The organism is Kitasatospora sp. NPDC056800, assembly GCF_042789775.1.
GTDB lineage: Bacteria > Actinomycetota > Actinomycetes > Streptomycetales > Streptomycetaceae > Kitasatospora.
In genome coordinates, this window is record NZ_JBHUAL010000075.1 from 15529 (window position 1) to 37809 (window position 22281).

Annotated in this window: 16 protein-coding genes; 10 read left to right on the plus strand and 6 right to left on the minus strand. The window is 71.6% G+C overall.

Going from position 1 to position 22281, the window contains the following annotated elements:
* Window position 1: 1 nt before the first annotated feature.
* The 3 genes from ACFRQN_RS18545 to ACFRQN_RS18555 form a co-directional block, all read right to left on the minus strand.
* Window positions 2-892: a transglutaminase family protein gene (locus tag ACFRQN_RS18545; protein ID WP_074002884.1), complete on the minus strand. Its 891-nt coding sequence runs from the start codon at window positions 890-892 to the stop codon at window positions 2-4.
* Window positions 893-1083: 191 nt separating this feature from the next.
* A complete protein-coding gene (locus tag ACFRQN_RS18550) occupies window positions 1084-3921 on the minus strand; it encodes a poly(A) polymerase (RefSeq protein ID WP_380741207.1) in 2838 nt (945 codons plus the stop codon).
* A complete protein-coding gene (locus ACFRQN_RS18555; RefSeq protein ID WP_380741208.1) occupies window positions 3921-5717 on the minus strand; it encodes an RNA ligase family protein in 1797 nt (598 codons plus the stop codon). The genes ACFRQN_RS18550 and ACFRQN_RS18555 overlap by 1 nt, the downstream gene beginning before the upstream one ends.
* Before the next feature lie 198 nt (window positions 5718-5915).
* Between ACFRQN_RS18555 and ACFRQN_RS18560 the strand changes: the two genes are divergently transcribed.
* Both ACFRQN_RS18560 and ACFRQN_RS18565 read left to right on the plus strand, forming a co-directional pair.
* On the plus strand, window positions 5916-6701 hold the full coding sequence (locus tag ACFRQN_RS18560) for a class I SAM-dependent methyltransferase (RefSeq protein ID WP_375872929.1): 786 nt from the start codon (window positions 5916-5918) through the stop codon (window positions 6699-6701).
* Window positions 6702-6805: 104 nt separating this feature from the next.
* Window positions 6806-7321 carry a hypothetical protein gene (locus tag ACFRQN_RS18565; RefSeq protein ID WP_380741209.1) on the plus strand — a complete coding sequence of 172 codons (516 nt, stop codon included), beginning with the start codon at window positions 6806-6808 and terminating at the stop codon, window positions 7319-7321.
* A gap of 23 nt (window positions 7322-7344) precedes the next feature.
* Here ACFRQN_RS18565 and ACFRQN_RS18570 read toward each other — a convergent pair whose 3' ends face one another.
* A complete protein-coding gene (locus ACFRQN_RS18570; RefSeq protein ID WP_380741210.1) occupies window positions 7345-8370 on the minus strand; it encodes a DUF5937 family protein in 1026 nt (341 codons plus the stop codon).
* A 271-nt stretch (window positions 8371-8641) separates the two neighbouring features.
* Between ACFRQN_RS18570 and ACFRQN_RS18575 the strand changes: the two genes are divergently transcribed.
* A complete protein-coding gene (locus ACFRQN_RS18575) occupies window positions 8642-9358 on the plus strand; it encodes a flavodoxin family protein (RefSeq protein ID WP_079272196.1) in 717 nt (238 codons plus the stop codon).
* Window positions 9359-9844: 486 nt separating this feature from the next.
* Here ACFRQN_RS18575 and ACFRQN_RS18580 read toward each other — a convergent pair whose 3' ends face one another.
* Window positions 9845-12709, minus strand: coding sequence for a hypothetical protein (locus tag ACFRQN_RS18580; protein WP_380741211.1), 2865 nt, complete (start codon window positions 12707-12709; stop codon window positions 9845-9847).
* 355 nt (window positions 12710-13064) lie between these two features.
* On the opposite strand from ACFRQN_RS18580, the gene ACFRQN_RS18585 reads away from it, so the two are divergent.
* On the plus strand, window positions 13065-13718 hold the full coding sequence (locus tag ACFRQN_RS18585) for a hypothetical protein (protein WP_380741212.1): 654 nt from the start codon (window positions 13065-13067) through the stop codon (window positions 13716-13718).
* A 549-nt stretch (window positions 13719-14267) separates the two neighbouring features.
* Window positions 14268-15323, plus strand: a complete 1056-nt coding sequence (locus tag ACFRQN_RS18590; protein WP_380741213.1) for a PIG-L deacetylase family protein — start codon at window positions 14268-14270, stop codon at window positions 15321-15323.
* 209 nt (window positions 15324-15532) lie between these two features.
* On the opposite strand, the gene ACFRQN_RS18595 is transcribed toward ACFRQN_RS18590, so the two are convergent.
* Entirely contained in the window at window positions 15533-16690 is a 1158-nt protein-coding gene (locus tag ACFRQN_RS18595) for a hypothetical protein (protein ID WP_380741214.1), read from the minus strand.
* Window positions 16691-16929: 239 nt separating this feature from the next.
* Between ACFRQN_RS18595 and ACFRQN_RS18600 the strand changes: the two genes are divergently transcribed.
* The 5 genes from ACFRQN_RS18600 to ACFRQN_RS18620 all read left to right on the plus strand — a co-directional run bounded on the left by ACFRQN_RS18600 (window position 16930) and on the right by ACFRQN_RS18620 (window position 22195).
* Window positions 16930-18132, plus strand: coding sequence for a nucleotide disphospho-sugar-binding domain-containing protein (locus ACFRQN_RS18600; protein ID WP_380741215.1), 1203 nt, complete (start codon window positions 16930-16932; stop codon window positions 18130-18132).
* Window positions 18129-19373 carry a hypothetical protein gene (locus tag ACFRQN_RS18605; protein ID WP_380741216.1) on the plus strand — a complete coding sequence of 415 codons (1245 nt, stop codon included), beginning with the start codon at window positions 18129-18131 and terminating at the stop codon, window positions 19371-19373. Before ACFRQN_RS18600 ends, ACFRQN_RS18605 begins: the two co-directional genes overlap by 4 nt.
* A 94-nt stretch (window positions 19374-19467) precedes the next feature.
* Window positions 19468-20223 (plus strand): TylF/MycF family methyltransferase, encoded by a 756-nt coding sequence (locus ACFRQN_RS18610; protein WP_380741217.1) that lies wholly within the window; start codon window positions 19468-19470, stop codon window positions 20221-20223.
* Window positions 20220-20999 carry a tRNA-dependent cyclodipeptide synthase gene (locus ACFRQN_RS18615; RefSeq protein ID WP_380741218.1) on the plus strand — a complete coding sequence of 260 codons (780 nt, stop codon included), beginning with the start codon at window positions 20220-20222 and terminating at the stop codon, window positions 20997-20999. The genes ACFRQN_RS18610 and ACFRQN_RS18615 overlap by 4 nt, the downstream gene beginning before the upstream one ends.
* Complete coding sequence (locus tag ACFRQN_RS18620) at window positions 20996-22195, plus strand: cytochrome P450 (RefSeq protein WP_380741219.1); 1200 nt, start codon at window positions 20996-20998, stop codon at window positions 22193-22195. The genes ACFRQN_RS18615 and ACFRQN_RS18620 overlap by 4 nt, the downstream gene beginning before the upstream one ends.
* Window positions 22196-22281: the final 86 nt, after the last annotated feature.

Genomic DNA, 22281 nt, shown 5'->3' on the forward strand with positions numbered 1-22281 from the left:
GTCAGCGCAGGGTGACCTCGCGGGGGCCGTTGAAGGGGGCCAGGGACAGGACGGTCTTCGGGGTGCGCAGCGCGTCGTGCTCGGAGAAGAGCCGGCGGACGGCGGGGAGGTCGACCGGGCCGACGGTAAGGTGGGCGACCTCGTCGTACGGGGCGTGGGGGGTGTTGGTGGAGCCGGTGCCCCAGGTGTCCCAGAGGAGGGTTTCGACCTTGTTCAGGGCCGCGAGGTCGAGCCGGGTGGAGTGGGCGACGAACCACTCGCCGTTGAGCGGGCCCTCCTCGGGCGGGTGGACGCCGAAGGAGCCGGCGGTGGACCGGTCGGCGCGGATCGTGCGCCAGGCCCGGCCGGCGACCAGGAAGCGGTCGCGCGGGACGTCCATCGGGTCGAAGTCCACCCGCCAGGCGGCGGCGACCTTCGGGTCGGCCAGCTGCGGGTCGGCGAGCAGCCAGCCGCGCCGGTCGTCCCAGTACTCGGTGGCCACGTGGTCGCAGTGGAAGCCGTCCGGGCCGAGGTAGCCGGCGAAGCCGCAGCGCAACCGGGCCGGCACGCCGACGTGGCGGAGGAAGGAGCAGAGCAGCAGCGCCAGGTCCCGGCAGACGCCGACGAAGCGGTCGGCGGGCGCGCGCGGGTGGTTGAGCGGGGCCGGGTCGCGGTCGGTGATCAGGTGCAGGATGTCGTCGAGGTAGCGGGTCTCGGCGTCGTGGTGGAGCCGGTTCGCCGGAATGGGGTGGTGGAACAGCCAGCCTTCGAGGCGGTGGATGATCAGGTCGCGGGCGATCCGGGCGAGGCGGCGCGGATCCTTGGGGAGGTCGGCGTAGCGGGGGAGGTGGGCGCCGGGGTCGGAGAAGGTGCTCTGCCCGAGGTAGAAGGCGGGGAAGTCGGCGGAGGGCACGGGGAACTCCCATGGGGCTTCGGCCGCATGATCGATGACTGGGCCGCTGGTCCTCACCGTGGCAAATTTCGGGGGCGATTGTCCAGAAGAGACCGATGGGCAGGGGTGGTTCGGCCCATCGGGGTGGTCGGGTCGGTCCAGCAGGTGGGGGTGGTCCAGGCAGGAGGGGTGGTCCAGGCGGGAGGGATGGTTCAGCGGGTCGGGGTGGGAGCGCCGCCGCCGTCGACGTGCTCGACCCGGACGCCGGGCAGGGCCCGGGACCAGGTCTTGGCGAGCGGGGCGAGACGGGCGGCGGAGAGCGGGGCGGGGCCGAGGCCGATCGGGAGGTGGAAGCGGCCGTCGGCGGTCCGGTACGGGTGGGGCCAGGCGTGCAGCCGGGTGGCCCCGGCCTCCTCCAGGGCGGCCAGCAGGGCGCGGACGCGGCCCCGGGCGAGGCCGAGCGACTCCTCGTCGGCGCTGACCACGGCCCAGGCGGCGTGCCGGCGGTGCAGCGGGGGAGCGGCGAGCAGGGCGGGCCAGGGGGGTTCGGCGGCCTCGGTGGTGAGTTCCCAGGCGCGGTAGAGCTCCTCGGTGAGCAGGTCGCGGGTGTCGGCGCTGACCTGGGTGGTGCAGCTGCGGACCGGGGCGGAGGGGGTGAGGACGGTGAGCGGGCCGGAGGCGGGCGGCGTCGGACCACCCGTGAGGGCGACGGGCCGGCGCCAGTCCCAGCCCGCCCAGGTCTCGGTGAAGCGCTGGAAGAGGTCGCCCTCGGGGCCGTCGGGCGCCTCCAGGACCGTCCGGGCGGCCAGCACCGACCAGGCGAGCGAGGGCAGTTGGCCGAAGGGTGCGGAGTCCAGGCCGCGCGCCCGCGCCCAGGCCTTGACCTGGCGGGCCAGTCGGATGAAGCGGGCGTGGCGGTCGCCGAGCGCCGCCAGGACCGCCTCGGCGTCCGTGACGGCGCTCAGCGCGACGGCCTCCGCCTCGCCCAACTCCGCACGGTGGTCTACGGCTTGGGTCGGATCGAGGGCGCCGGTGAAGACCACCACGAGGTCGACCGACAGGCCGTCGGCGGCCAGCCGGAGCCCCGGCACCCGGGCGCCGCGGACCTCGCGCAGCCGCCGGGCCTCCGGCAGCGCGGCCGCCACCCGGGCGCGGACGGCGGGCAGATCGGCGGCGCCGGGCAGCGCCACCACCAGGTCCAGGTCGCCTCCGTCCAACTGGCAGCCGAGCCGTCGGGAGCCGACGGTGTGCACCACGCCCTCGGGTAGGGCCGCCGCGATCCGGCTGGCCAACTCCATTGCTGCCAAGGCGTGTTCGGGCGGCTCCGGGGCCGGTGAGGCGAGCGGCTGCTCGGGCACCGGCCGAACCTCGCCGGTCCCCAGCGAGACCACGGCGCGCGGCCGCATCGGCTCGGTGCCCCGGCGGGAGAGCACCACCAGCTCGCCGACCCGGGCCGAGGCCCCGGTCAGCCGGGCCGCGCAGTCGGCGGCCACCCGCTGCGGGTCGGCGCTGCGCCCGAGGCTCAGGTGCGGGGTGAAGCCCTCCGCCCGGCCGCGGCAGCGCGGGAAGCGCCGTTCCAGCGCGTGCCGCAGCGCCGACCAGGGTGCGGCGGAGGCGGCGGCCGGGTCCAGCCAGACGGTGGCGTCCTCGCGGTGCCCGAAGGTGTGCACGCCCTCCAGCCGGGCGGTGAACGGCGCGACCTCGGCGGCGGCCGCGCCCAGCAGCGGCAGGGCGCGGTCGAACTCGGCCTCCGGGACGAAGCCGAACAGCAGGTTGACGTGCGGGGGCCAGCGGCGCACCTGCGGGTCGTACGCCTCGCGCAGGTGCTGGATCGGCGGCCACAGCTCCTCGGGCGGCAGCCAGGCGACGGCGGTGCGGGCGGTGGGCGCGGAGTCGAGGACCGCGGCTCCGTCGCCGTCGCCGCTTTCGAGGAGGAGGTCGACGGCCACGCCGTAGTGGTCGGAGGGCAGGAGCCCGTCCTCGTCCGGGCGGTCGCCGAGCAGGACGGCCGCAGTGGCGCGGGTGCCGTCGGCGCGGTGCAGGACGCGGTCCAGCCGGCCCGGTCGGCCGGTCAGCGAGGAGACCGCGGCGAGCGGGTTGGCCGTCGGGTCGAAGGTGGGGGTGTCGTCGCCCGGCCCGTGCACCTCGGCCCAGGCGTCCCGCAGGCCGAGCGCGGCGGCCGGGCCGGCCGGGCCGGAGCGGCCGTCGTTGAAGTCCCCGAGCAGCAGCAGCTCGCCCTCCACGCCCGCCAATCCCTCGGCGAGCCGGGCGAGTTCGGAGCGGCGGCGGTCGGCGCCGTCCGGGGAGTGGTCGCTGCTGAGGTGGACTGCGGCGACGGTCAGCGGAGCGCCGGAGGTCCGTACCGCGAGGGCCGTGACGGCCTTGTGCGGGCCCAGCGCGTGCCGCCCGGCCGCCAGCACCGGCAGCCGGCTGAGCAGCAGCAGGCCGTGGTCGTCGACCTCCGGCCCGAGCGGGTCGGCGCCGAGGGTGTACCCGGCGCGGACCCAGGGCGCTGTCAACAGCAGGGCGATCAGCTGCGGCTCGACCTCCTGGAGGGCGATGACGTCGGCGTCGGCGGCCGCCAGCGCGGCGAGCAGCAGCGGGCGGCGCCGGGCGGTGGCGATCCGGTCGGCGTCGTAGCGGTCCCACAGGGTGTTCCAGGTGACCACGCGCAGGCCGGTGGTCGTCGGGGTGCCCTCGGCGGTCTCGGTGGTCTCGCCGGTCCGGGCCGGCCGCCAGCCGCCGTCCGGGTGCCAGGCGTACGGGGTGGTCGCGGTGAAGAAGGGCGCGGGCAGGAGCGGCGGGTCGGTGCGGCGCCCGGCCTCGGTGCGGTCGAGCAGGTCCACGCCCGAGGCGCGGTCCCAGACCCGTACGCCGTCCGCCTCGACCCAGTGCACCCGGTGCCAGGGGATCTCGCCGGAGGCGGTGAAGGCCTCCAGCGGGACGCGCTCGGTGCGGTCGTCGCGGTGGCGCACGCCCAGGGAGAACCGCGCCGGGTCGAAGCGGGCGTCCCAGCGGATGCGCTGGCAGATCTGTTCGATGGGGCGCATCAGTCCTCCTGTTCGTCGAGCGTGCCCGCGGTGTCCTCCACGGTGCCACCGGGGCCGACGTACCAGGTGCGGTGCGCCTGGCCGGGGTAGGGCGGGCCGAAGCGGTGCAGCTGCGCGGTGAGCACCTGGTCGGGCACGGGGTGCGGGCGGACGGCGTTGCGGCGCAGCAGCTCCTCCTCGCCGACCACCAGCACCACCTGGGTGACCAGGGCGTCACGGCGCTGGGCGACGGCGTGGACGTGGGAGCGCTGCTGGCGGTTGAGCGAGGTGGCGTCCCAGACGGCGGTGGCGCCGGCGGATCCGCCAGGGTCAGTGGTGGATTCTCTAGGGGCAGGAGTCGGGGCGGTGGCCAGGGCGGCGTCCAGTCGGGCCAGGCCCTCGCGCAGCACATCGGCGTTGTCGCGCTGGTCGGCGCGCGAGCCCCGGGCGGCGCGCAGGTCGTCCAGGCTGATCCGGGCGGTCACGCCGGTGAGCCCGGCGGCGAAGCTGCTCTTGCCGCTGCCGGAGGGGCCGCACAGGTGGACCAGTCGGGGGAACCGGCCGTCGCGCCAGCGCCAGGTGGCCGCGACGGCCTCCTCGGCGGTGGCGATCCGGCCGAGGGCGTACGCCTCGCGGGCCTGGGCCCAGCAGCGGTCGGCGGCGTCGCGGTCCAGACCGGCCAGCGCCGTCCGCAGCTCGGCCCGCAGCCGGGCGAGCGGAGCCTCGGTGAGCAGCCCGGCGTCCTCGGCGTACAGCGCCGACCAGGCGACCTGCTCGCGCTCCGCCCGTCCGGGGGCGGCGGTCGCCGCGACGGCGTGCAGCACTCCGAGGTCGGCGGCCGCCGAGAGCCGGACCAGCCCGGCGCGGCGCTCCTCGTCCGGGTACGGGTGCTGGAGGGCGGGGTGCAGCCCGACCAGGTCGGCGACCCGTCGGGCCAGCGGCAGCCCGAGCGGACCGGCCAGCAGCGGTGCCAGCGACTGGCGGTGGGCGGTGCGCAGCGCGGTGGCGAGCACGCCGACCAGCCGGGCGTCCCCGCCCCGGCCCAGCTCGTCCAGCCGGGCCGACACCTCGGCCAACTCATCGGGGGAGCAGGAGAGTTCGGGTATGCCCAAGGCCGCCGCGAGGGCAGCGGGCTCGGGCAGCGCACCGGAGCGCACGGCCCAGAGCGCGGAGCCCGGGGCGAGCCCGTTCTCCACCACCGCGGCGTGCATCCAGTGGGTGTCGGTACGCACGTGCCGCGGACGGACCCACTTGGCGACCCGCTCGCCGAACTCGGCCCGGGAGAAGCCCCGGACCGTCCGCACCACGTACCCCTCCTGCCGGTCGAGGTCCAACCGCAGGGCGCGCAGGGCCCGTTCGTCGTAGCGGCCGCGCCACAGCACCCGGGGGACGGGCACGCCGAGGCGGCGCAGGAAGCGGACGGTGTCGTCCCAGTCCAGGCAGTGGTCGCCGTCGAGGTCCCCGCCGTCGGTGCCGCCCGTCCAGACCGAGAAGCCGTAGAACCAGCTCTCCAGGTCGGTGTACGGGATCGAGTGCTGGGCGAACAGGTTCTCGCCGCAGATCCGCCAGCCGTCCGGGATGCGCGGGGCGATCCGGCTCTGGAGGCCCTTCACCCAGGCGCGGGAGGGGTGGTGGGCGGAGTCCAGCGAGCGGGCGTGCAGGCCGTCGCGGTAGAGCGTGGTGTTCTCGCCGTCGAGCTTCTCGGTGACGACGACCTCGGCGCCGGCCAGCGCGGACAGGTCCCCGGTCCGTACGTCGTCCGCCGCGGCGCCCGGTGACCAGGGCAGATGCGGCGTCCGGGGGTAGTGCACACGCATGTCCGGCTCCCTGGGCGTTCTTGATCAGGCGGACACTGTAGGAGCCGCCACGGACGCCGGGCCACCGATTAAACGGGGCCTGGCGGTCGCGGAGCGGCGTGGACGACACGCGGGCAGGAACGTCCCTGCACCCCCGCGCCGCCGCCCCGGGGTGCAATGGGCGCCACCTGGCACACCGTCAACAGGGGAGGCCGACAGGTGGAGACGACGACGAGGGACGCGGACCCGGTCCGGGTCTTGGACGTGACGAGCGCCGACTACCGCCGGGCGTTCGAACTGTTCCTGGCCGGGACGGACGAGAAGCCGATCACCCACGCCCGGCTGAGCGAGATCGTGGCCACCCTGCCGCACCGCCGGGTCCTGCTGGACCTCGGTGCGGGCGACGGCCGCACCACCGCTCACCTGAGCCGCTCCTTCGACCGCACGATCGCGGTGGAACCCAGCGCCGCGATGCGCGAGAAGCTGGGCGTGGCCTGCCCCGACGCCCTCGTCCTCCCGGAACCGCTCGACCGGGTCCACCCGCCCGAGCAGGCCGACCTCGTCCACCTCTCCCACGTGCTCTACTACGTGCCCGAGGCGGACTGGTTCGGCACCGTCAGCCGCGCCCTGGACTGGACGGCCCCCGGCGGCACCCTCCTGGTCGTGCTCCAGAACCCGGAGAGCCCGTGCATGCGGATGGCCGCGCACTTCACCGGCGTCCGCTACGACCTCGCCCCGCTCGCCGACCGCCTGCACGAGCGGCACCCGGAGCACGACTACGCCCTCGAGACCCTCGACCTCCACTACCGCGCGCCCGACCTCGCCGAGGCGGTGGACGTCGCCGAGTTCATGGTCAACGTCGCCGACCTGGCCACCCTCGACCCCCGCCCCTCCCGCGCGGCCCTGGCCGCCTACGTCCAGGAGCACTTCGCCCTCCCCGGCGGCGGCTACGGCATCGGCCACACCCAGGACATGCTCGTCATCCGCCGGGCCGACCGGGCCTGAGTCGCTCCCCCTCTGCCCTCTCCCGGCAGCCCTCGTGTGTGACGATCACTGCGGGCAGAACGACCCGCGCGGCGGGTGCCGCCGCGACACCACGGGAGACCCGCATGGCCGACCACTATCCGTACCGCATCGCGACCAGGAGCGGGGACCTGACGGTGATCTGGCGGCCCGGCGAGGGCGACGCACCCGATGAGCTCCTCGTCGACGACCTCGGAGGACTCCTCGTCTTCCGGGACATCGAGACGCTGCGGGACCACTGTGATCGCAACGGCCGGGAGCTCGTCTGGGAGGGCGAGGGCACGCTCGACCTGGCCGCCGTACGGCGATGGGTCGAGCACCCCGAGCCCGGCCCCGACCCCGGCCCGGTGCCGGCGGGACTGCTGCTGGAGGCGTGGAACTTCTTCGAAGACCTCGCCCACAGCGTGACGGCCGGCCCGCCCCTTCCCTCCCAGGGGCCGGTCCACGACAGCGCCTACGAGAAGGTCTTCGGCGGCGACACCCTCGAACCGGCCGCCGACGAGGAAGCCCTGACGGACGAGGAGACTGCGGCCGTACGTGGACTCCTGCGAGCCGGGCTGGACCTCTGGGAGGACGCCGTGCGTCGGTCCGGCGCCGACTGATCGGTGGGGTGGTAGGAGGCCGCTCAGGGCCGTCCGGAGGGCGCGTCGAGCACCGCGATACCCGTCGGGGTGGCGACGTGGGCGGCCGTCTGGCGGTCCCGGTGGGTGGCGATCAGGCCCGCGTTGCGCAGCGTCGTGGCGTGCTCGCTGGCGCTGGCCATGGAGATGCCGACGAGCGCGGCGAGCTGCCGGGTCGAGCAGCCCGGGTGACCGGCGATGGCGCCGAGCACCGCCGCCCGGGTGTGGCCCAGCAGGGCTCCGACGGCGCCGACCGCCGGCGGCGTCTCCCGACGGCCGCCGGACGGGATGGCCGGGAACAGCGGCGTGGCCGCACCCTCCTGGAGCCGGGCCACCGGATAGGTGAGGACCGGCTGCGGCACCGCGTCGAGGTTGACGATCGGGGCCTCGACGGCGAACACCGACGGCTGGAGCAGCATCCCCTGCCCGGCCAGGTGCACGTCGGCGTCCAGACCGGAGACCGTCGCGATCTCCAGCACGGGCGCCCGCCAGCGGACCCGCCGCGGGTTGACGCGCGCGAGCAGCGCCTCGACGCCGCCGCCGAGCAGCTGGCGGGACCGCACCGCCGCGTCGGCCGCCGTCAAGGCCTCGACCTCCCGCCAGTGCGGGACGAGGGCGTGGCCGGCCACGTGCTCCAGGCTGTCGCACAACTGCCGCAGCAGCAGCGGGTCGTCGGGCAGCCGACGGGCCCACGAGGGTAGGGGCTGGTGCCTGGCCGTGTTCTCCAGGCTGGCCCGTACGCGGCTCCGGGGCGTGGCACGGACCTGTTCGATCAGCTCGGCGGGCGTCGCGGCGTTCGCGCCGCTCAGGAAGTCGGTGATCCGCCCGCGCGAGGGCATGAGGGCGAGGACCATGCGCGAGGCGGGCTGCAGGGCGGACAGGGTGCGGTGGCGCCAGGCCCCGAGCCGTACCGGCTGGGTGCGCTCCTGCAGCTGCCGTGCCGCGGTGCTCAGCTCGATGCAGGGCGCCGGTCCGTCGGCGACGCGGGTCCGCGCGAGGTCCTCCATGGTGAAGTGGATGCGTAACGGCACGTCGTCGCCCTCTCCCCAAGCCCGACCGGCGCCTCCGCCGGTGCTGCCGTCCTCCTGCGCTCGACGGCCATCCTCGTCGAGGGCGTGCGTGCGGGCCAGTAGGGGGACCGGCCGGAATCGGGACCGGGCCGCCGGCCCCGAACGGTGTGATCAGGTGCTGTGCCGTCAGGCGACCGGCCCAGTTCCGCGAGCGCCCAGGAGGCCGGACTGGTGAGCTGTACCGGGAGTCCGCGGCCCGACCGGCCTCCCGCCACTCCTGGAGGAGGAATCCGTGCCGGACCCGACGACGTCCTACGCCGACCTGCGCGCCCTGGTGATCAACTGCACCCTGAAGCGCTCCCCGGAGCGCAGCCACACCCAGGGCCTGATCGACGTCAGCACCGGTATCCTGGAACGCCAGGGCGTCGCCGTCGACGTCCTGCGGGCGGTGGACATCGACATCGCCACGGGCGTCTGGCCTGACATGACGGAACACGGCTGGGAGACCGACGAGTGGCCCGTCATCTACTCCCAGGTGATGGCCGCCGACATCCTCACCCTGGCGGGGCCGGTCTGGCTCGGCGACAACTCCTCCGTCATGAAGAAGGTCATCGAGCGGCTCTACGCCTGCTCCTCGATCCTCAACTCCGAAGGCCAGTACGCCTACTACGGCCGGGTCGGCGGCTGCCTGATCACCGGCAACGAGGACGGCGCCAAGCACTGCGCGATGAACGTCCTCTACAGCCTCCAGCACCTCGGCTACACCATCCCGCCCCAGGCCGACGCCGGCTGGGTCGGCGAGGCCGGCCCCGGACCGTCCTACCTGGACCCCGGTTCGGGCGGCCCCGAGAACGACTTCACCAACCGCAACACCACCTTCATGACCTGGAACCAGCTCCACCTGGCCCGCATGCTCAAGGACGCCGGCGGCATCCCGGCCCACGGCAACCAGCGCTCCGAATGGGACGCCGGCTGCCGCTTCGACTTCGAGAACCCCGAGCACCGCTGACGTGAGGCAGGACGGGCGGGAGCCTGGCTGGCGCCGGCTCGGTACTGGGGGCGCCGTGTTGGCTGTGTGAAGGCTGAACAGAATCGAACTTCAGACCGTGAGTGAGATATCTAGCGAGCCCAGGGTTCAGGCGAACGGTCGCCTCTGCCGCGATCGGCTTGCAGCGTAAGATTTGTGACTGCGCATCAATCTGACGCCCGGTCTCCGTCTCAGATGACGTCTGCGGCCCTTACCGCAGGGAGTGGCACACCATGGGCGAGCCAACCTTCACAAGCGGCACGGTGGCATCAGGGAAACGTCCGTTGGAGCGGTGTAGCGACGGCCACTCGGTGATTCTGTTTCAGGCTACCGAACTTGATTGGGTGATGTCGTAGCCGGTCAGCCCGCTGCCCTGCGGGTATCTCACCATCCAGGGCTACCGGAACGAACCGGCCACCGTCAGGCAAACGGCTCCGACATCACCCAATCAAGTTCAGTAGTCCGATGTCAGTGTCCTTGAAACCTCTCGTGCAGGGCGCGCATGTTGTGGATCACGAATCGATCGTCGTCATTTCCCACGGCGAGAAAGTCGTCAAGATCCGGCCAGTCGATGAGTTCGCTCAGCAGGGCAGTGGAGCGCATATCGCCAACCATCAACGCCTCGGTGCAGGCGTGGCCGGCGTTGCGTAGGAGGTCGATGACGGAGTGGCGAAACAGGCGGGGGCCCTCAGTTGATAGCTTCCAGAAGCGAACCTCCTCAATGGCTTCACGCCACTTCGCCTGCCGGGCGAGAGCCTCAATCATGAAACGCCGGGCTTCCCCCGCAGTCGGGCCGACCAGTCCGTCGGCCAGTAGCTTCCGGCAGCACCGCTCTGCTTCGGCATACTGGCCCTGATGGATCAGCTGATTCGCGTGCTCGATAGTCCTGTGGCTGATGGAGTAGGTGGACGGCTCGATTCTTCCCTCCAAGTCGGCGAAGGCGAGCGCCAGCGGTGCAAGCCGTGCTGCCTCGGCCTGTGGCAGATGCGCGTACTGAATTGCTATCCGTGAGTCGATGGCCAGCTTGAGGGCGGCCTTCGGTGCGTCGAACGCCCATGCTCTGGCTTGCTGGAGTATGAACTCTAGGTGGTCTACTGCCTCTTGGAAGGTGGTCGTGAGGTTGGCCTTCAGGTCCCCACCTATCTCTTGGGCCTGGATATAGATCAGCGCCAGGGATTGTCGAGTCTGTACAAGCAGCGCATCATTCGTGGGGTTGAGGCGCCCCAGGTGCTGGAGTTCGAGGTGGAATAGCGCCTCTGCGCGGAGCACGTCTCCCTGAGTGTGATGGGAGCCGGCGAGATTGCCATACAGGTGGGCAACGCGTGTGCTGGAGAAGCGCATCTGCTCGATGCGGGACAGTAAGGTCTCGGCATGGGGGGTGATCGCCTGTACCCGTTCGAGTTCTCCGAGCTGCAACGGCCAGTAGAGCCAGCGCTCAAGGTGCCCAAGGAGCCGGTTCAGGGCGATGGGCAGGTCGCAGTTCGCTTGCAGTCGCGCCCGGAGCAGGGCCTGGCTGACAGTGTTGACGGCGAAAGTTCGATCCGCGTCTGGCAGGGCTTTCCCGAGGGCGGTTGATGGCAGCGGGAGGTCGTTCTTGACCAGTGAGAATCGATTGAGTTCCCTAAGCGTCTCACCGAGATTGGCGAGTTCGGGCGAGACGAGGAAGTACCTGTGCTGCTCGCCTTCTTGTGAATCGATGTCGGTGAGTGCGGCTGCTAGGAGCAGGTGTCCCGGGATGCGGTGTGACGCCAGATATGCAGATGCGTAGAGCATGTTCAGGGCTAGCGTCGGCAGGTCAGTTGCGCCGGGCTGAGCACGGGCTTCAAGGCGGTCGATACAGAGGTTGAGTGCCGCCGCCAGCGTCTTGGGATATCCGAGAGGAATTGAGTCCTCGTCACTGAGCGAGCGAACCGTTAGCTCTTCCAGGTAGCTGTCGACGTACTCGGGCCCGTGATCACAGCCGTAGAGGTAGCCGGCCCCCAGTTCCAAGGCAAGCGGCCAGTCGCCCAACGTCTCAGCCAGGCGATCGAGAACCGGTTCCCAGAGGGCATGCTCATCATCGTTGAGTCGAAGACGCCGGCTCAACAGCTCGACGGACTCGCCACGCTCCATCACCGGCACCGCGATGACTGCACCACTACCAGGGTGGGATGCCCCGTTGAGGGTGGTGATGACCACATCACCACGACCCACCTTCGGCACCCACCTCTCAACCTCCCGAGCCGAGTTCGCATTGTCGAGGACTAGCAGCCAGCGCCCCGCCAACCGGCCGAGAACATCCTGCACCGTTTGCTGGAGTGCCCAGATCGGCCCCCCCGACAGGGCGTTCGCGGCACCTGGGTCAACTGCGGTGACGATACGCTCGAAAGACGTTCGGGTTGAGGACTCCGTCTCACAGTCGATCCACCCGATGAGGTCGTACTCATCAGCATGGGCCGCGATGAAGAGCGCAGCGGCACTCGACTTTCCGATGCCTGACGGGCCGGCCAGTGTCGCACGGCGCACGGTCTGCCCGGCATCTACCTTGAACGCCCTCTCCAGCGGCGCGAGTAGTCCAGGTCGTTCAACATCCGGGATTGTGGGGAGTGACCCGACCAGCGTGCCCCAGTCCCGGAGTCCGATCGAGCGGGCCAAGGTCTCGCCGTCAATCAGCACGAGCTTGCGCAACTCCTCTACCGAAAAGCTCGCCCGATTGCCGGTGACGTCAGCGGCTCGGCCTAGGATCTCGGAGATCAAATATCCGGTCAGCAGACCAGCGGACCGTTCTCCGAGCCCATGTCGTGCGCGGTTCCGCAAGACTCGCAGCGCCTCGCGTAGGTTCTCGAGGATCTTCTCGTCGCCACGCTGGTCGTAGGCCACTCGGCAGCGCGTCAGCCGGGCGAGTTGCTGCTCGTTGAGGCTTTTCAGCTGCCTGCGCCGCTGTGGAGCGGTACGGAACAGTTCAAGCAGGCGGCTGCGCAGCTGCGAGGGTTCCGGTTGTGAGGAGAGGATGTCATCGAGCTGGTGGCTGAGTGCACCGCGTTGGCCATTGGTCAAGAGCCAGTACTGGCGGGACTCTTGGTTGCCACACACCATGTCCAGGAGGATGCCCAGCGCTGTTGCCCCGCTGATCGCGCCACCTGAGGCCTTGCTCTTGACCTGGACGACAGACCGCAGGGAGCCGTCGAGATTGACTACGTCGAAGTCCACCCGCTCCTCGGCTCCCTCGGCAGCGGAGGGTCCTTCCACGCGAACGGACGCCACCTGCTCATCGTCGATCACTGCGATGAGCTGTTCCAACGTGCGCAGGTACTGGTACTGGTAGCCGCGTGCGGCAACACGCCCCCCATCCATGCAGGATCCTCCATTCGCCGACACCCGCCCACCACTGAGAGGGTTCCGCACCAGCCTTCCACTCTGGGGAGCGATGTGTTGGCATCTTCGAAAGTCCCCTCGGATCCTGGTGGTGACAACAGGATGGCGGCTGGGATTTGATGCCCCTGTAGTTAACTGATGATGCGTCGGGCTCGGGCGTCGCATCAGCGTCCTCACCGCCCTGCCCCGCTTCGGCACCCTCCGCCGGCCTCGGCTCGTCGCAGCGGCAACCGAACGGGGAATCGGCATCTGGGACATCGGCAGCGGAAGACCGATCGACCGTCTGCGGGCCCGCGGACCTCAGCCCGGGTTCCACGCCCTGCATCCGTTCACCATGGACGGCGGCGACTACCTTGCTGCGGCCGCCCGCAGTAGGATCCATATCTGGAACCTGGCCACCACTGAGCTCCACCACACCATCCCCACCCCGAATCCCACGACGATCGCCGCGGTCCCCATGCCCGACGGCCGCGCCGTGCTGGCGTCCGGTGACGGGAGCAGCGTTCGGCTGTGGGACCCCGTCGGCGGCGGCCTGCTCCAGATAGTGATCACCAGCGTGCCCGTGAGGGCGCTGGCGGCCCAGCCAGAGGGCAAGCGGCCGACCGTCTTCATCGCGGGGCTCAACTCCGAAGGCCAGTACGCCTACTACGGCCGGGTCGGCGGCTGCCTGATCACCGGCAACGAGGACGGCGCCAAGCACTGCGCGATGAACGTCCTCTACAGCCTCCAGCACCTCGGCTACACCATCCCGCCCCAGGCCGACGCCGGCTGGGTCGGCGAGGCCGGCCCCGGCCCGTCCTACCTGTCCCCCGGCTCCGGCGGCCCCGAGAACGACTTCACCAACCGCAACACCACCTTCATGACCTGGAACCAGCTCCACCTGGCCCGCATGCTCAAGGACGCCGGCGGCATCCCGGCCCACGGCAACCAGCGCTCCGAATGGGACGCCGGCTGCCGCTTCGACTTCGAGAACCCCGAGCACCGCTGAGCCGCCGTCCACGGCTCGGCCGCGCGGAACGCGTGCGGGGTAGGCCCTCGTGGGGCGAACGATCCTCGCCGTCGTGAAAACGTCCTCAGCACAGCCGATGCAATCGCACCCGGGCCTGATCCTCGCATGGTTTGAACTGCGGCTTCGTGCTCCGGCCGGCACCGACCCCATGAGGACGAGCCCCGCGCTGTGCGCCGGCGCGAGGTAGCCGGCTCCCTGCCGCACCGGGAGCACGGGAAGTCGACCGGTCCGACGTCCCGTGCTCCCGTACGACCGGGCAGGGCAGGGCGAGGCGTCCGGCGGAGCGGATCCGCCGGCCGTGGAGCCGGTACGGTGCGCCGCCACCCCCGTCGATGGGCGGGGTGGGACCCGGGAGCACGGTGCCGGGCCAGGGGGGAAGCGGGAGTGCGGTCCCCGTTCCGGTGGGTGACGCCGGGTGACGGGTGCGCTCTGTAGCGTCGGGGCGTGACCTGGTGGTTCGTCCACCGTCACCGTCGACTCCCGTTTCCCGTGCCGCCCCCGTGGGGCCGCTGTCCAAGGAGCCTGCCCATGGCCGATCGTCACTTCCTCCACCGCTTCGACTCCTCCGCTGCCACCGGCGACGGCGGGCCGGGGTACGGGCCGGCCCGGTGGGGCCGGCAGGAGGCGGCAATGGTGGACAACGGAGGGGCGGGTCTGTCCCGGCGGCGGGTGCTGACGGCGGGGGCGCTGGCCGGTGCGACGCTCCTGGGCACCGGCCTGTCGGGGGCCAGGGCGTCGGCCGCGTCAGCTCCGGCGATCTTCTACTCGCCGCACCAGGACGACGAGGCGCTGGGTCTGGCCGGGTCGATCCTGGAGCACAAGGCGGCCGGACGGCCCGTGTACCTGGTGCTGGTGACACGGGGTGAGAACGACGGGCTGGCGAGGCGGATGAACACCGATCCCTGTCCGATGACCACAGAGGACCGCCGGCATCCGTGCGTGGCCCGCGGCCACCACGGGCTGAACTGGCCGACCATACCTGCGAGCGCCAGTGACAGCGTCATCGTGCCCGCCCGGACCGCCGAGTTCATGGCCTCGGCGGCCCGCCTCGGCGTCGACAAGGTGATCAACCTCAAGCTCCCCGACTCCGCGTGGGGCGGGGACGACGCCTTCAAGAAGTTCACCAGCACGGTCAAGTCGAAGATCGCGTCCATCGCGGATCAGTACCCGGGCGCCTCGCACAAGTTCACCGCGGGCTGGCTGGAGGTCAGCGCGACCCACAAGGCGATCACCGACGCGGCCGTGCAGCTGGCGAGGGAGGGCAAGCTCACCGATGTGCGCTTCAACTTCGTCTACGCCTACGACCACGAGCTCCCCGACCGCAGCAGGGGCGCCGCCTACGTGTTGAACATCCCCGACGCCCACATGAAGACCAAGCTCAAGGCCATCGCCTGCTACAACAGCTGGGATCCGTCCAAGAACCTCTACGCGCTCGGCTACCACAGCGTCCCGGAGAAGCTGGAGGGCGCAGCGGCCGACCCGCGCGAGTACGTCTTCGCCCTCCCCAACAACAAGTACCAGTACGGGGACATCGGCCTCGAGGACGGCCCCTACGGTGCCAAGCCGCAGTGGGGGTGGTCCTGACGGGGCCGCCGGGCGCGGTCCGGCGCCCGGGACGGTCGGTCGCCGACCGCCCCGGGCGGTTCGTTTCCTGACCGCCGGTCGGGACTGCGAGGTGATGATCGCCGACCCCGGTCGGACGCACTGTCGCACCCTCGACGAGGCCCGCGCCGTGCTGGGGTCCGCCTGGCTCTTCGCCGGGCTCTGCCTGTGGAACGAGCGGTGTTGCGGACTCAGTGGCGGATCCAGCCCGGGATCCCCCCTTCGGCGTTGCGGCCTTTCTCCAGGAACGCGATGTTGCGGTAGAGGTGCATTCCGGCCAGGGACGGACCGACTCCGCCGGTGGTCTTCAACGGCTGTTCCTCGTAGTGCAGGTCGTCGACGAGCCGTTTGACGAGGCCGAGCGTGGTGCTGTCGCACGCCTCCGGGTCCTCGTTTCCGCCGAAGCCCGGGGCGTAGGAGGTCCACAGGTCCTCGATGACGTAGAGGCCTCCGGCGCGGACGTGGGGGAACAGCGCCCGGAATGTTGTCCTGACGTGTTCGTTGATATGACTTCCGTCGTCGATGACGATATCGAACGGACCGTGCCGTTCGGCGATTTCGATCATCTGGGCGGGGTCGCTCTGGTCCGCCTTCAGTGTGTGCAGGCGCTGTTGATCGAGGCCGCTCTTGTCGTACAGGTCGACGCCGAATACCAGACCGCGCGGGAAGTAGTGTTTCCACATCTTCAATGACCCGCCACCCAGGGTGGGGTGGTCGTATCCGCCGATTCCGATTTCGAGCACCCGGACGGGTTGGTCGCGCAGCTGGCGCAGGTGGCGTTCGTACAGGGCGGCGAACCAGTGCAGGCCGCCCCACTTGTCCGAGTCGTGGCGCAGGGCCAGCCGGGCGAGTCCGGGGTGGTCGGAGGAGCAGCCGGTGAGGATGGTGCTGGCCGCCGCCATGATCGAGCCGAGCGGGCGAACACCCTCCACTGTCATGGACTCCGGGACGAACCGCAGCTCGGTCCGTCGGTTCGCCGGCCCGCCGGGCGCGGACGGCCCGAACAACTCCCGTACCAGGTCGAGCACATCGTATTCGATGCGGAAGAGTGCGGCCGGGCCGTCCGCACCGTTCAGGCCGACCGGTCGACCGGCTTGGACGAGAAAGGAGGTGCTGACCCGCTCCTCGCCGCGCGTGACGTCCAGGACGACGGCGACCGGATCGGCGTTGCCCGGTGGATCGCAGCGGAACAGGATCTCGTCGACCAACACGGCCGTGAGGTCGGCCAGTTCGAAGGAGTGGACGACGGAGTGCAGGGAGCGGGTGTCGTCTCCGGCCAGCCTGAGGCATTCGATGGGTGTGGCCGAATCGGCTTTCCTGTCCGCCATGGGATCCGAGAATGTGCTCATCACATGAAATCCCTTTGTCCGAACCCTGTTGGAATGACCGTCGCGTGACACGTTCTCGTGTCCGTTGCCTCCGGTCAAGCTCCCCCGGAATGCGCGTGCCAGGCAATCCGGTGCGATCGGTCCCGGGGTGACGGTCCCGGCCCGGCGTACTTGAATACGGTGTGGCCGAGCTGGACAATCCCAACGAATCACGCCGAATTCGGCGGTCCTCGATGCCTCCAGCCGGTTAGGAGCACTTCGTGCGCATCTTGTTCGTGGTGGCACCCGGGGTCGGCCACCTCATGCCCGCGGTGCCCACCATGTGGGCGGCGCAGTCGGCCGGTCACGAGGTACTCGTGGCCGCGACCGGACCGAGCCTGGACATGGCCGCGCGTTCGGGCCTGGCCGCCGTGGACGTATCCGACGGCGGCGCCGCCGACGCCTACCACCGGCTCGGTGTCCGGGTCACGAAGAACCGGCCGGACCGGTACGACCTGTCCGACGCCTGGCGCCGGTTCACCGGTGCGGCGGACCGGCCGGGCCCGACGGCCGCCGATCGGCCGGACCCCGCGCGCGAGGACGTCGCCGCCCTGGTCCTCGGGGTGGGAGGCCGGATGGTGGACGGCACCGTGGACCTGATCCGCCGGTGGCGCGCGGACCTCCTGGTCTTCACGACCTTCCTGGCCGGCGGTCAGCTCGCCGCCGAGGCCACCGGAATCCCCTGCGTGATGCACGGGATCGGGCTGCCCTATCCGTCCTTCGCCGCGGTGCTGGGCGCGCTGGAGGACGTGCGGGCACGCCACGGGATCACCGGTGCGCTCACCGGTCCGGTGGCGACGGTCGACCTGTGCCCGGAGAGCCTGCGCCCTCCGGACGCCAAGGCCGGATGGCCGATGCGTTACGTGCCGTACAACGGCGGTGCCGTGCTGCCCGACTGGGTGAGCGCTGCGCCGCGGCGCCCACGCATCTGCGTCACCTGGGGATCGGTGCTTCCCGCGGTCGGTGGAACCCCGGTCCTGCGGGACGTGGTCGACGCGCTGGCCGCCGAGGACGCCGAGGTCGTCCTCACCACGGGCGGGGCGGATCTGTCCGGCCTGGGGCCGCTCCCGCCGAACCTCCGTGCCGTCGACTGGGCGCCGCTCAGCGCTCTGCTGCCGAGCTGCGCCGCCGTCGTCCATCACGGCGGGTCGGGCACCACCTTCACCGCACTCGCCAACGGGGTGCCACAGCTGGTCCTGCCCCAGGTGGCGGATCAGCCGGTGAACGCACAAGCGGTGGTGGAGCGGGGGGTGGGGGTGGCGTTCCCCGACCGGGACATCGACCCCGCGGCACTCGCCGACGGCATCCGCCGCGCACTGACCGACCGGCGGATCCGAGAGGCCTGCCGGCAGGTCCGGGAGGAGATCAAGGCCATGCCCGGCCCCGAGCGGGTCGTCCGGCAGCTGGTCGAGGCCGCGTCATGACCCGCACCGGCCCTGGACCGGTCGGCGCCCCGACCGTGGCACCGGCCGGAGACGCCCCCGTGGGCGCGGCGGCCGGCCCCGGCTGGCCCGCGATCGAACCGCTGCTGCGTGCGGCGGCCGACGAGCACCGGCTGGCGCGGGCCGTCGCCGACCTCGGGCTCGACCGGGTCGCGGAGGTCGTCGTCGAGGAACTGGCCGTGCGGTGCGATCCGGTGCGGGTGGACGGCGCCGCGCACCTCGCCTTCGAGCTCACGTCGGGCGGTGAACGGGCCTGTCGCCTCCTCACCGTCGACCGCGACGGGCTGACCTCGAAGCGGGACGGCTGGCAGGCGGCGCCGGTGCGGATCACCCATGACGCCGTCGACCTCCTGCGCGGCCTCTACGGCCCCGGCACCGATCGCCGGACCAGTCGGCGGGTCACCACCTGCGCCGAGCTGAATGCTCCAAACCCGGCCCCCGGTGGGCTCACCGCGATCGTCCGCGAACGCCAGCGGCTGGCGGTCGCGGTCCAGGCGGTCGTGGCCGCCTGCCAACGGCACCCGGTCGACCTCGGCGGGCTCTCGACCCGGTTCGGCTCGGACAAGTGGGCCGACCTCCACTGGTACACCCAGTACTACGAGCGGCACTTCGCCCGCTTCCGGAACGCGCCGGTCCGAGTGCTGGAGATCGGGATCGGCGGCTACGACGCACCCGACCAGGGCGGCGCGTCACTGCGCATGTGGCAGCGCTACTTCCCGGCGGGACTGGTCCTCGGGCTCGACATCGTCCCCAAACCCGGTGTTCGGGGCCCCCGCATCGCCACCGCCGTCGGGGACCAGGGCGACCCCGGACTCCTGGACGACCTCGGCCGTCGGTTCGGGCCGTTCGACATCGTCATCGACGACGGCAGTCACCTCAACGCCCATGTGCGAGCCTCCTTCACCGCCCTGTTCCCGCACGTGCGGCCAGGCGGGCTGTACGTCGTCGAGGATCTCCAGACCGCCTACTGGCCCGGTTACGGCGGCACCGCCGGCCCCGTCGCCGGGCCCGGAACCTCGGTCGGCCTGCTCAAGCAGCTCGTCGACGGCCTGCACCACCGGGAGTGGGTGCCACCGGCGGCAGCGCCCGGACCGTCCTACGCCGACCGGCATGCCGTGGCTCTGACGGTCTACCACAACCTCGCCTTCGTCGAGAAGGGCGTCAACTCCGAGGAGGGCGCTCCCGACTTCATCGACCGCGGGTGGTCCGCACCACCAGCGTGACGTCCGCCAAGCCCTCCGGACCGATCCAGACCGATCCGATCCGATCCGGTCCGGACCGATCCGGACCAGAACCGACCTGCCAGGGAGACAGCCAGTGGATGACTGCGACAGTGACGGGCACCTCTACCTGGACCTCATGAAGAAGGTCCTGACCAATGTCATCTACCAGGACGGTGGGCTCACTCCGGACGGACCGACCGGCTACCAGGCCGAGGAGCGGCACGGAGGGTTGGACTGGCCCGCTGCCGCGCACACGATGATCGGAAGGGAGCGGCTGGACAACCTGCACGACTGCCTGGAGCGGGTCGTCGCGGACGGCGTCGACGGCGATCTCATCGAGACCGGCGTCTGGCGCGGCGGGGCCTGCATCTTCATGCGTGCCTTCCTGAAGGCGCACGGCATCACCGACCGCCGCGTGTGGGTGGCCGACTCCTTCACCGGCATCCCCGAGATGGGCGCGGACGGGCACCCCCTCGACCGCGAACTGGCCCTGCACGAGGCCAACGGGGTCCTCGGCGTGCCCCAGGAGGAGGTGGCGGAGAACTTCCGCCGCTACGGGCTGCTGGACGACCACGTCGCCTTCCTCCCGGGCCGGTTCCGGGACAGCCTGCCCCAGGCGCCGGTCGAGAAGCTGGCACTGCTCCGGCTCGACGGCGACCTCTACGAATCCACCTGGGACGCCCTGACCCACCTGTACCCCAGGCTGTCCACCGGAGGGTTCGTGATCATCGACGACTACGTCATCCCGGCGTGCCGGGCCGCTGTGCACGACTTCCGTGAGGAGCAGCGGATCGACGACCCGATCCGACGGATCGACGTCTGCGGCGCGTACTGGCGGCGGAGCCTGTGATCGCGGTCCCGGCGGAAGCCGTCACGGTCCACCCGCTCAACGAGCAGTCTCGGGAGATCCTCGACACCGGTGAGGCCGCGGTGTTCGGACTGAGCCCGTTCAACGGGTTCTACCGGCCCGCGACCGTCGAGACCCTGCTGGCCTGGGCCGCCGGAAGGTTTCGGCACGTCGAAGCCGTCCTGCCCGGCTACGAGACGGCCTTCGGCCTCATCGCCTGCGGGCGGGCACCCCGGGAGGCCGCACAGAGCGCGACCCGGGCCGTGCGCAGGATGCGCGCGGCGGCACGGCGCGCCCTCCACGCCTCCGGCCCGAACCCGCACGACCGGGTCAACAGCTGGACCCGGCTCATCAACCGGAAGCGCTACCGCGAGCTGCGCGCCCAGGTCGACGACGCCTTCCGCTCGGACGGCCGGTTACGGGAACTGTGCCGGGAGGCGTCCCGCGGCTACCTCATGACGGTCCTCGGCGGCGAACCGACCCCGGCGCAGATCGAACTCAACCTCGGCTACGTCCTCGCCGAACTCCCGCTCGTCCTGGACCTGCCCGGCATCACGGGGACCCGGACCGCCCTCCTCCTCTACAACCGTCCCTGGCCCTTGCAGCTCGCCCTGTGGAACGGCGAGGTCCCGGCCCTGGCGCCGGCGCCGGGCCACGGCTTCGCCACCATCGCACTGGCCGTCGAGCCGGCCGTCGCACTGGCCGTCGAGCCGGCCGTGGCACCGGCCGTCGAGCAGGCCGCGCCGCCGAACGCCGGTACTAGAGGAGCCCAGTCGTGACCCTGTCGGACACCGACATCCTCCAGTGGCCGCTGCCCGCGGGGGAGCACGGGACCCCGCCGCCGCTGTACGCCACGCTGCGGCGGGAGCGCCCGGTCTGCCCGCTGCGCATGCCCAGTGGGCAGACCACCTGGCTGCTGACCCGCCACGACGACATCACCGGGGTCCTGACCGACCCGCGCTTCTCCAGGGACCTGGTCTACCCGGGCGCGCCGCGACTGATCGGCGAGGACTTCAACTCCGTGCCCGGGGGCATCTTCAACCTGGACCCGCCCCGGCACACCCGGGTGCGGCAGATCCTCAACCCGCTGTTCAACCGGCGAGGCGCCGAACGGTACTCCACCGCCATCGCGGCGCACGCCGAGGACCTGCTGACGGCGATGGCCGCGGGAAGCAACCCCGCGGATCTGGTCAGCGCCTACACGGCGCCCCTCGCCCTGCGGGTCAGCTGCGGGCTGCTCCGCATCCCGGCGGACCGGCGCCAGGCGCTGCACGGCTGCTTCCGTGAGCAGACCAGCCAGAACGCCGACCGGACGGACGTCTCGGCCGCCACCGAGCAGATCGGCGCGCTGGCCGCCGAGATCGTCGCGGACAAGTGGTCCGCCCCCGACCCGACCGAACCGATCGGCGCCCTGATCGCGGCCCGTCAGGCCGACGAGATCACCTCCGACGAGCTGCACGGCACCGTCAGCTACCTGCTCGTCACCGGGATCGAACCGCTCGTCTCCTCGGCGTCCACGGGCATCGTCACCCTGCTCAGGCACCCCGAGGAGCTGCAGAGCGTCCTCGAAGACCCGCGGCTGTGGCCCGCCGTCGTGGAGGAGGTCCTGCGGTTCCACCACAACGGCTACCTGTCCAACCCGCGAGTCGCGTTGGAGGACACCGAGATCCGCGGCGTGCCGATCCGCGCGGGGGAGTCGGTCGTCACGCCGATGATCGCGGCGACCTGGGACCCGGAGCACTACAAGCACCCCCACCGGTTCAACATCCACCGCCGTACGGACGGATCGAGGACCTTCGGTGCCGGCCCGCACTTCTGCCTGGGCGCCTCACTGGCCCGGGCGCACCTGCGGATCGCTTTCGAAGCACTCTTCACCCGGTTCCCGAGGCTCATCCTCGCGATCGACGCGGACGAACTCCCCTGGGACGAGGACAACCTGTTCACCCGCCCGCTCGTCCTGCCGGTCGCCTGGTGAGGGGGCGACAGCGCACGGGCCGGGGTCGGCGGACTACCAGCGCGTCGTGCGGGTTCGAGCGGACCGCGACCGGATCGGTCACGGTC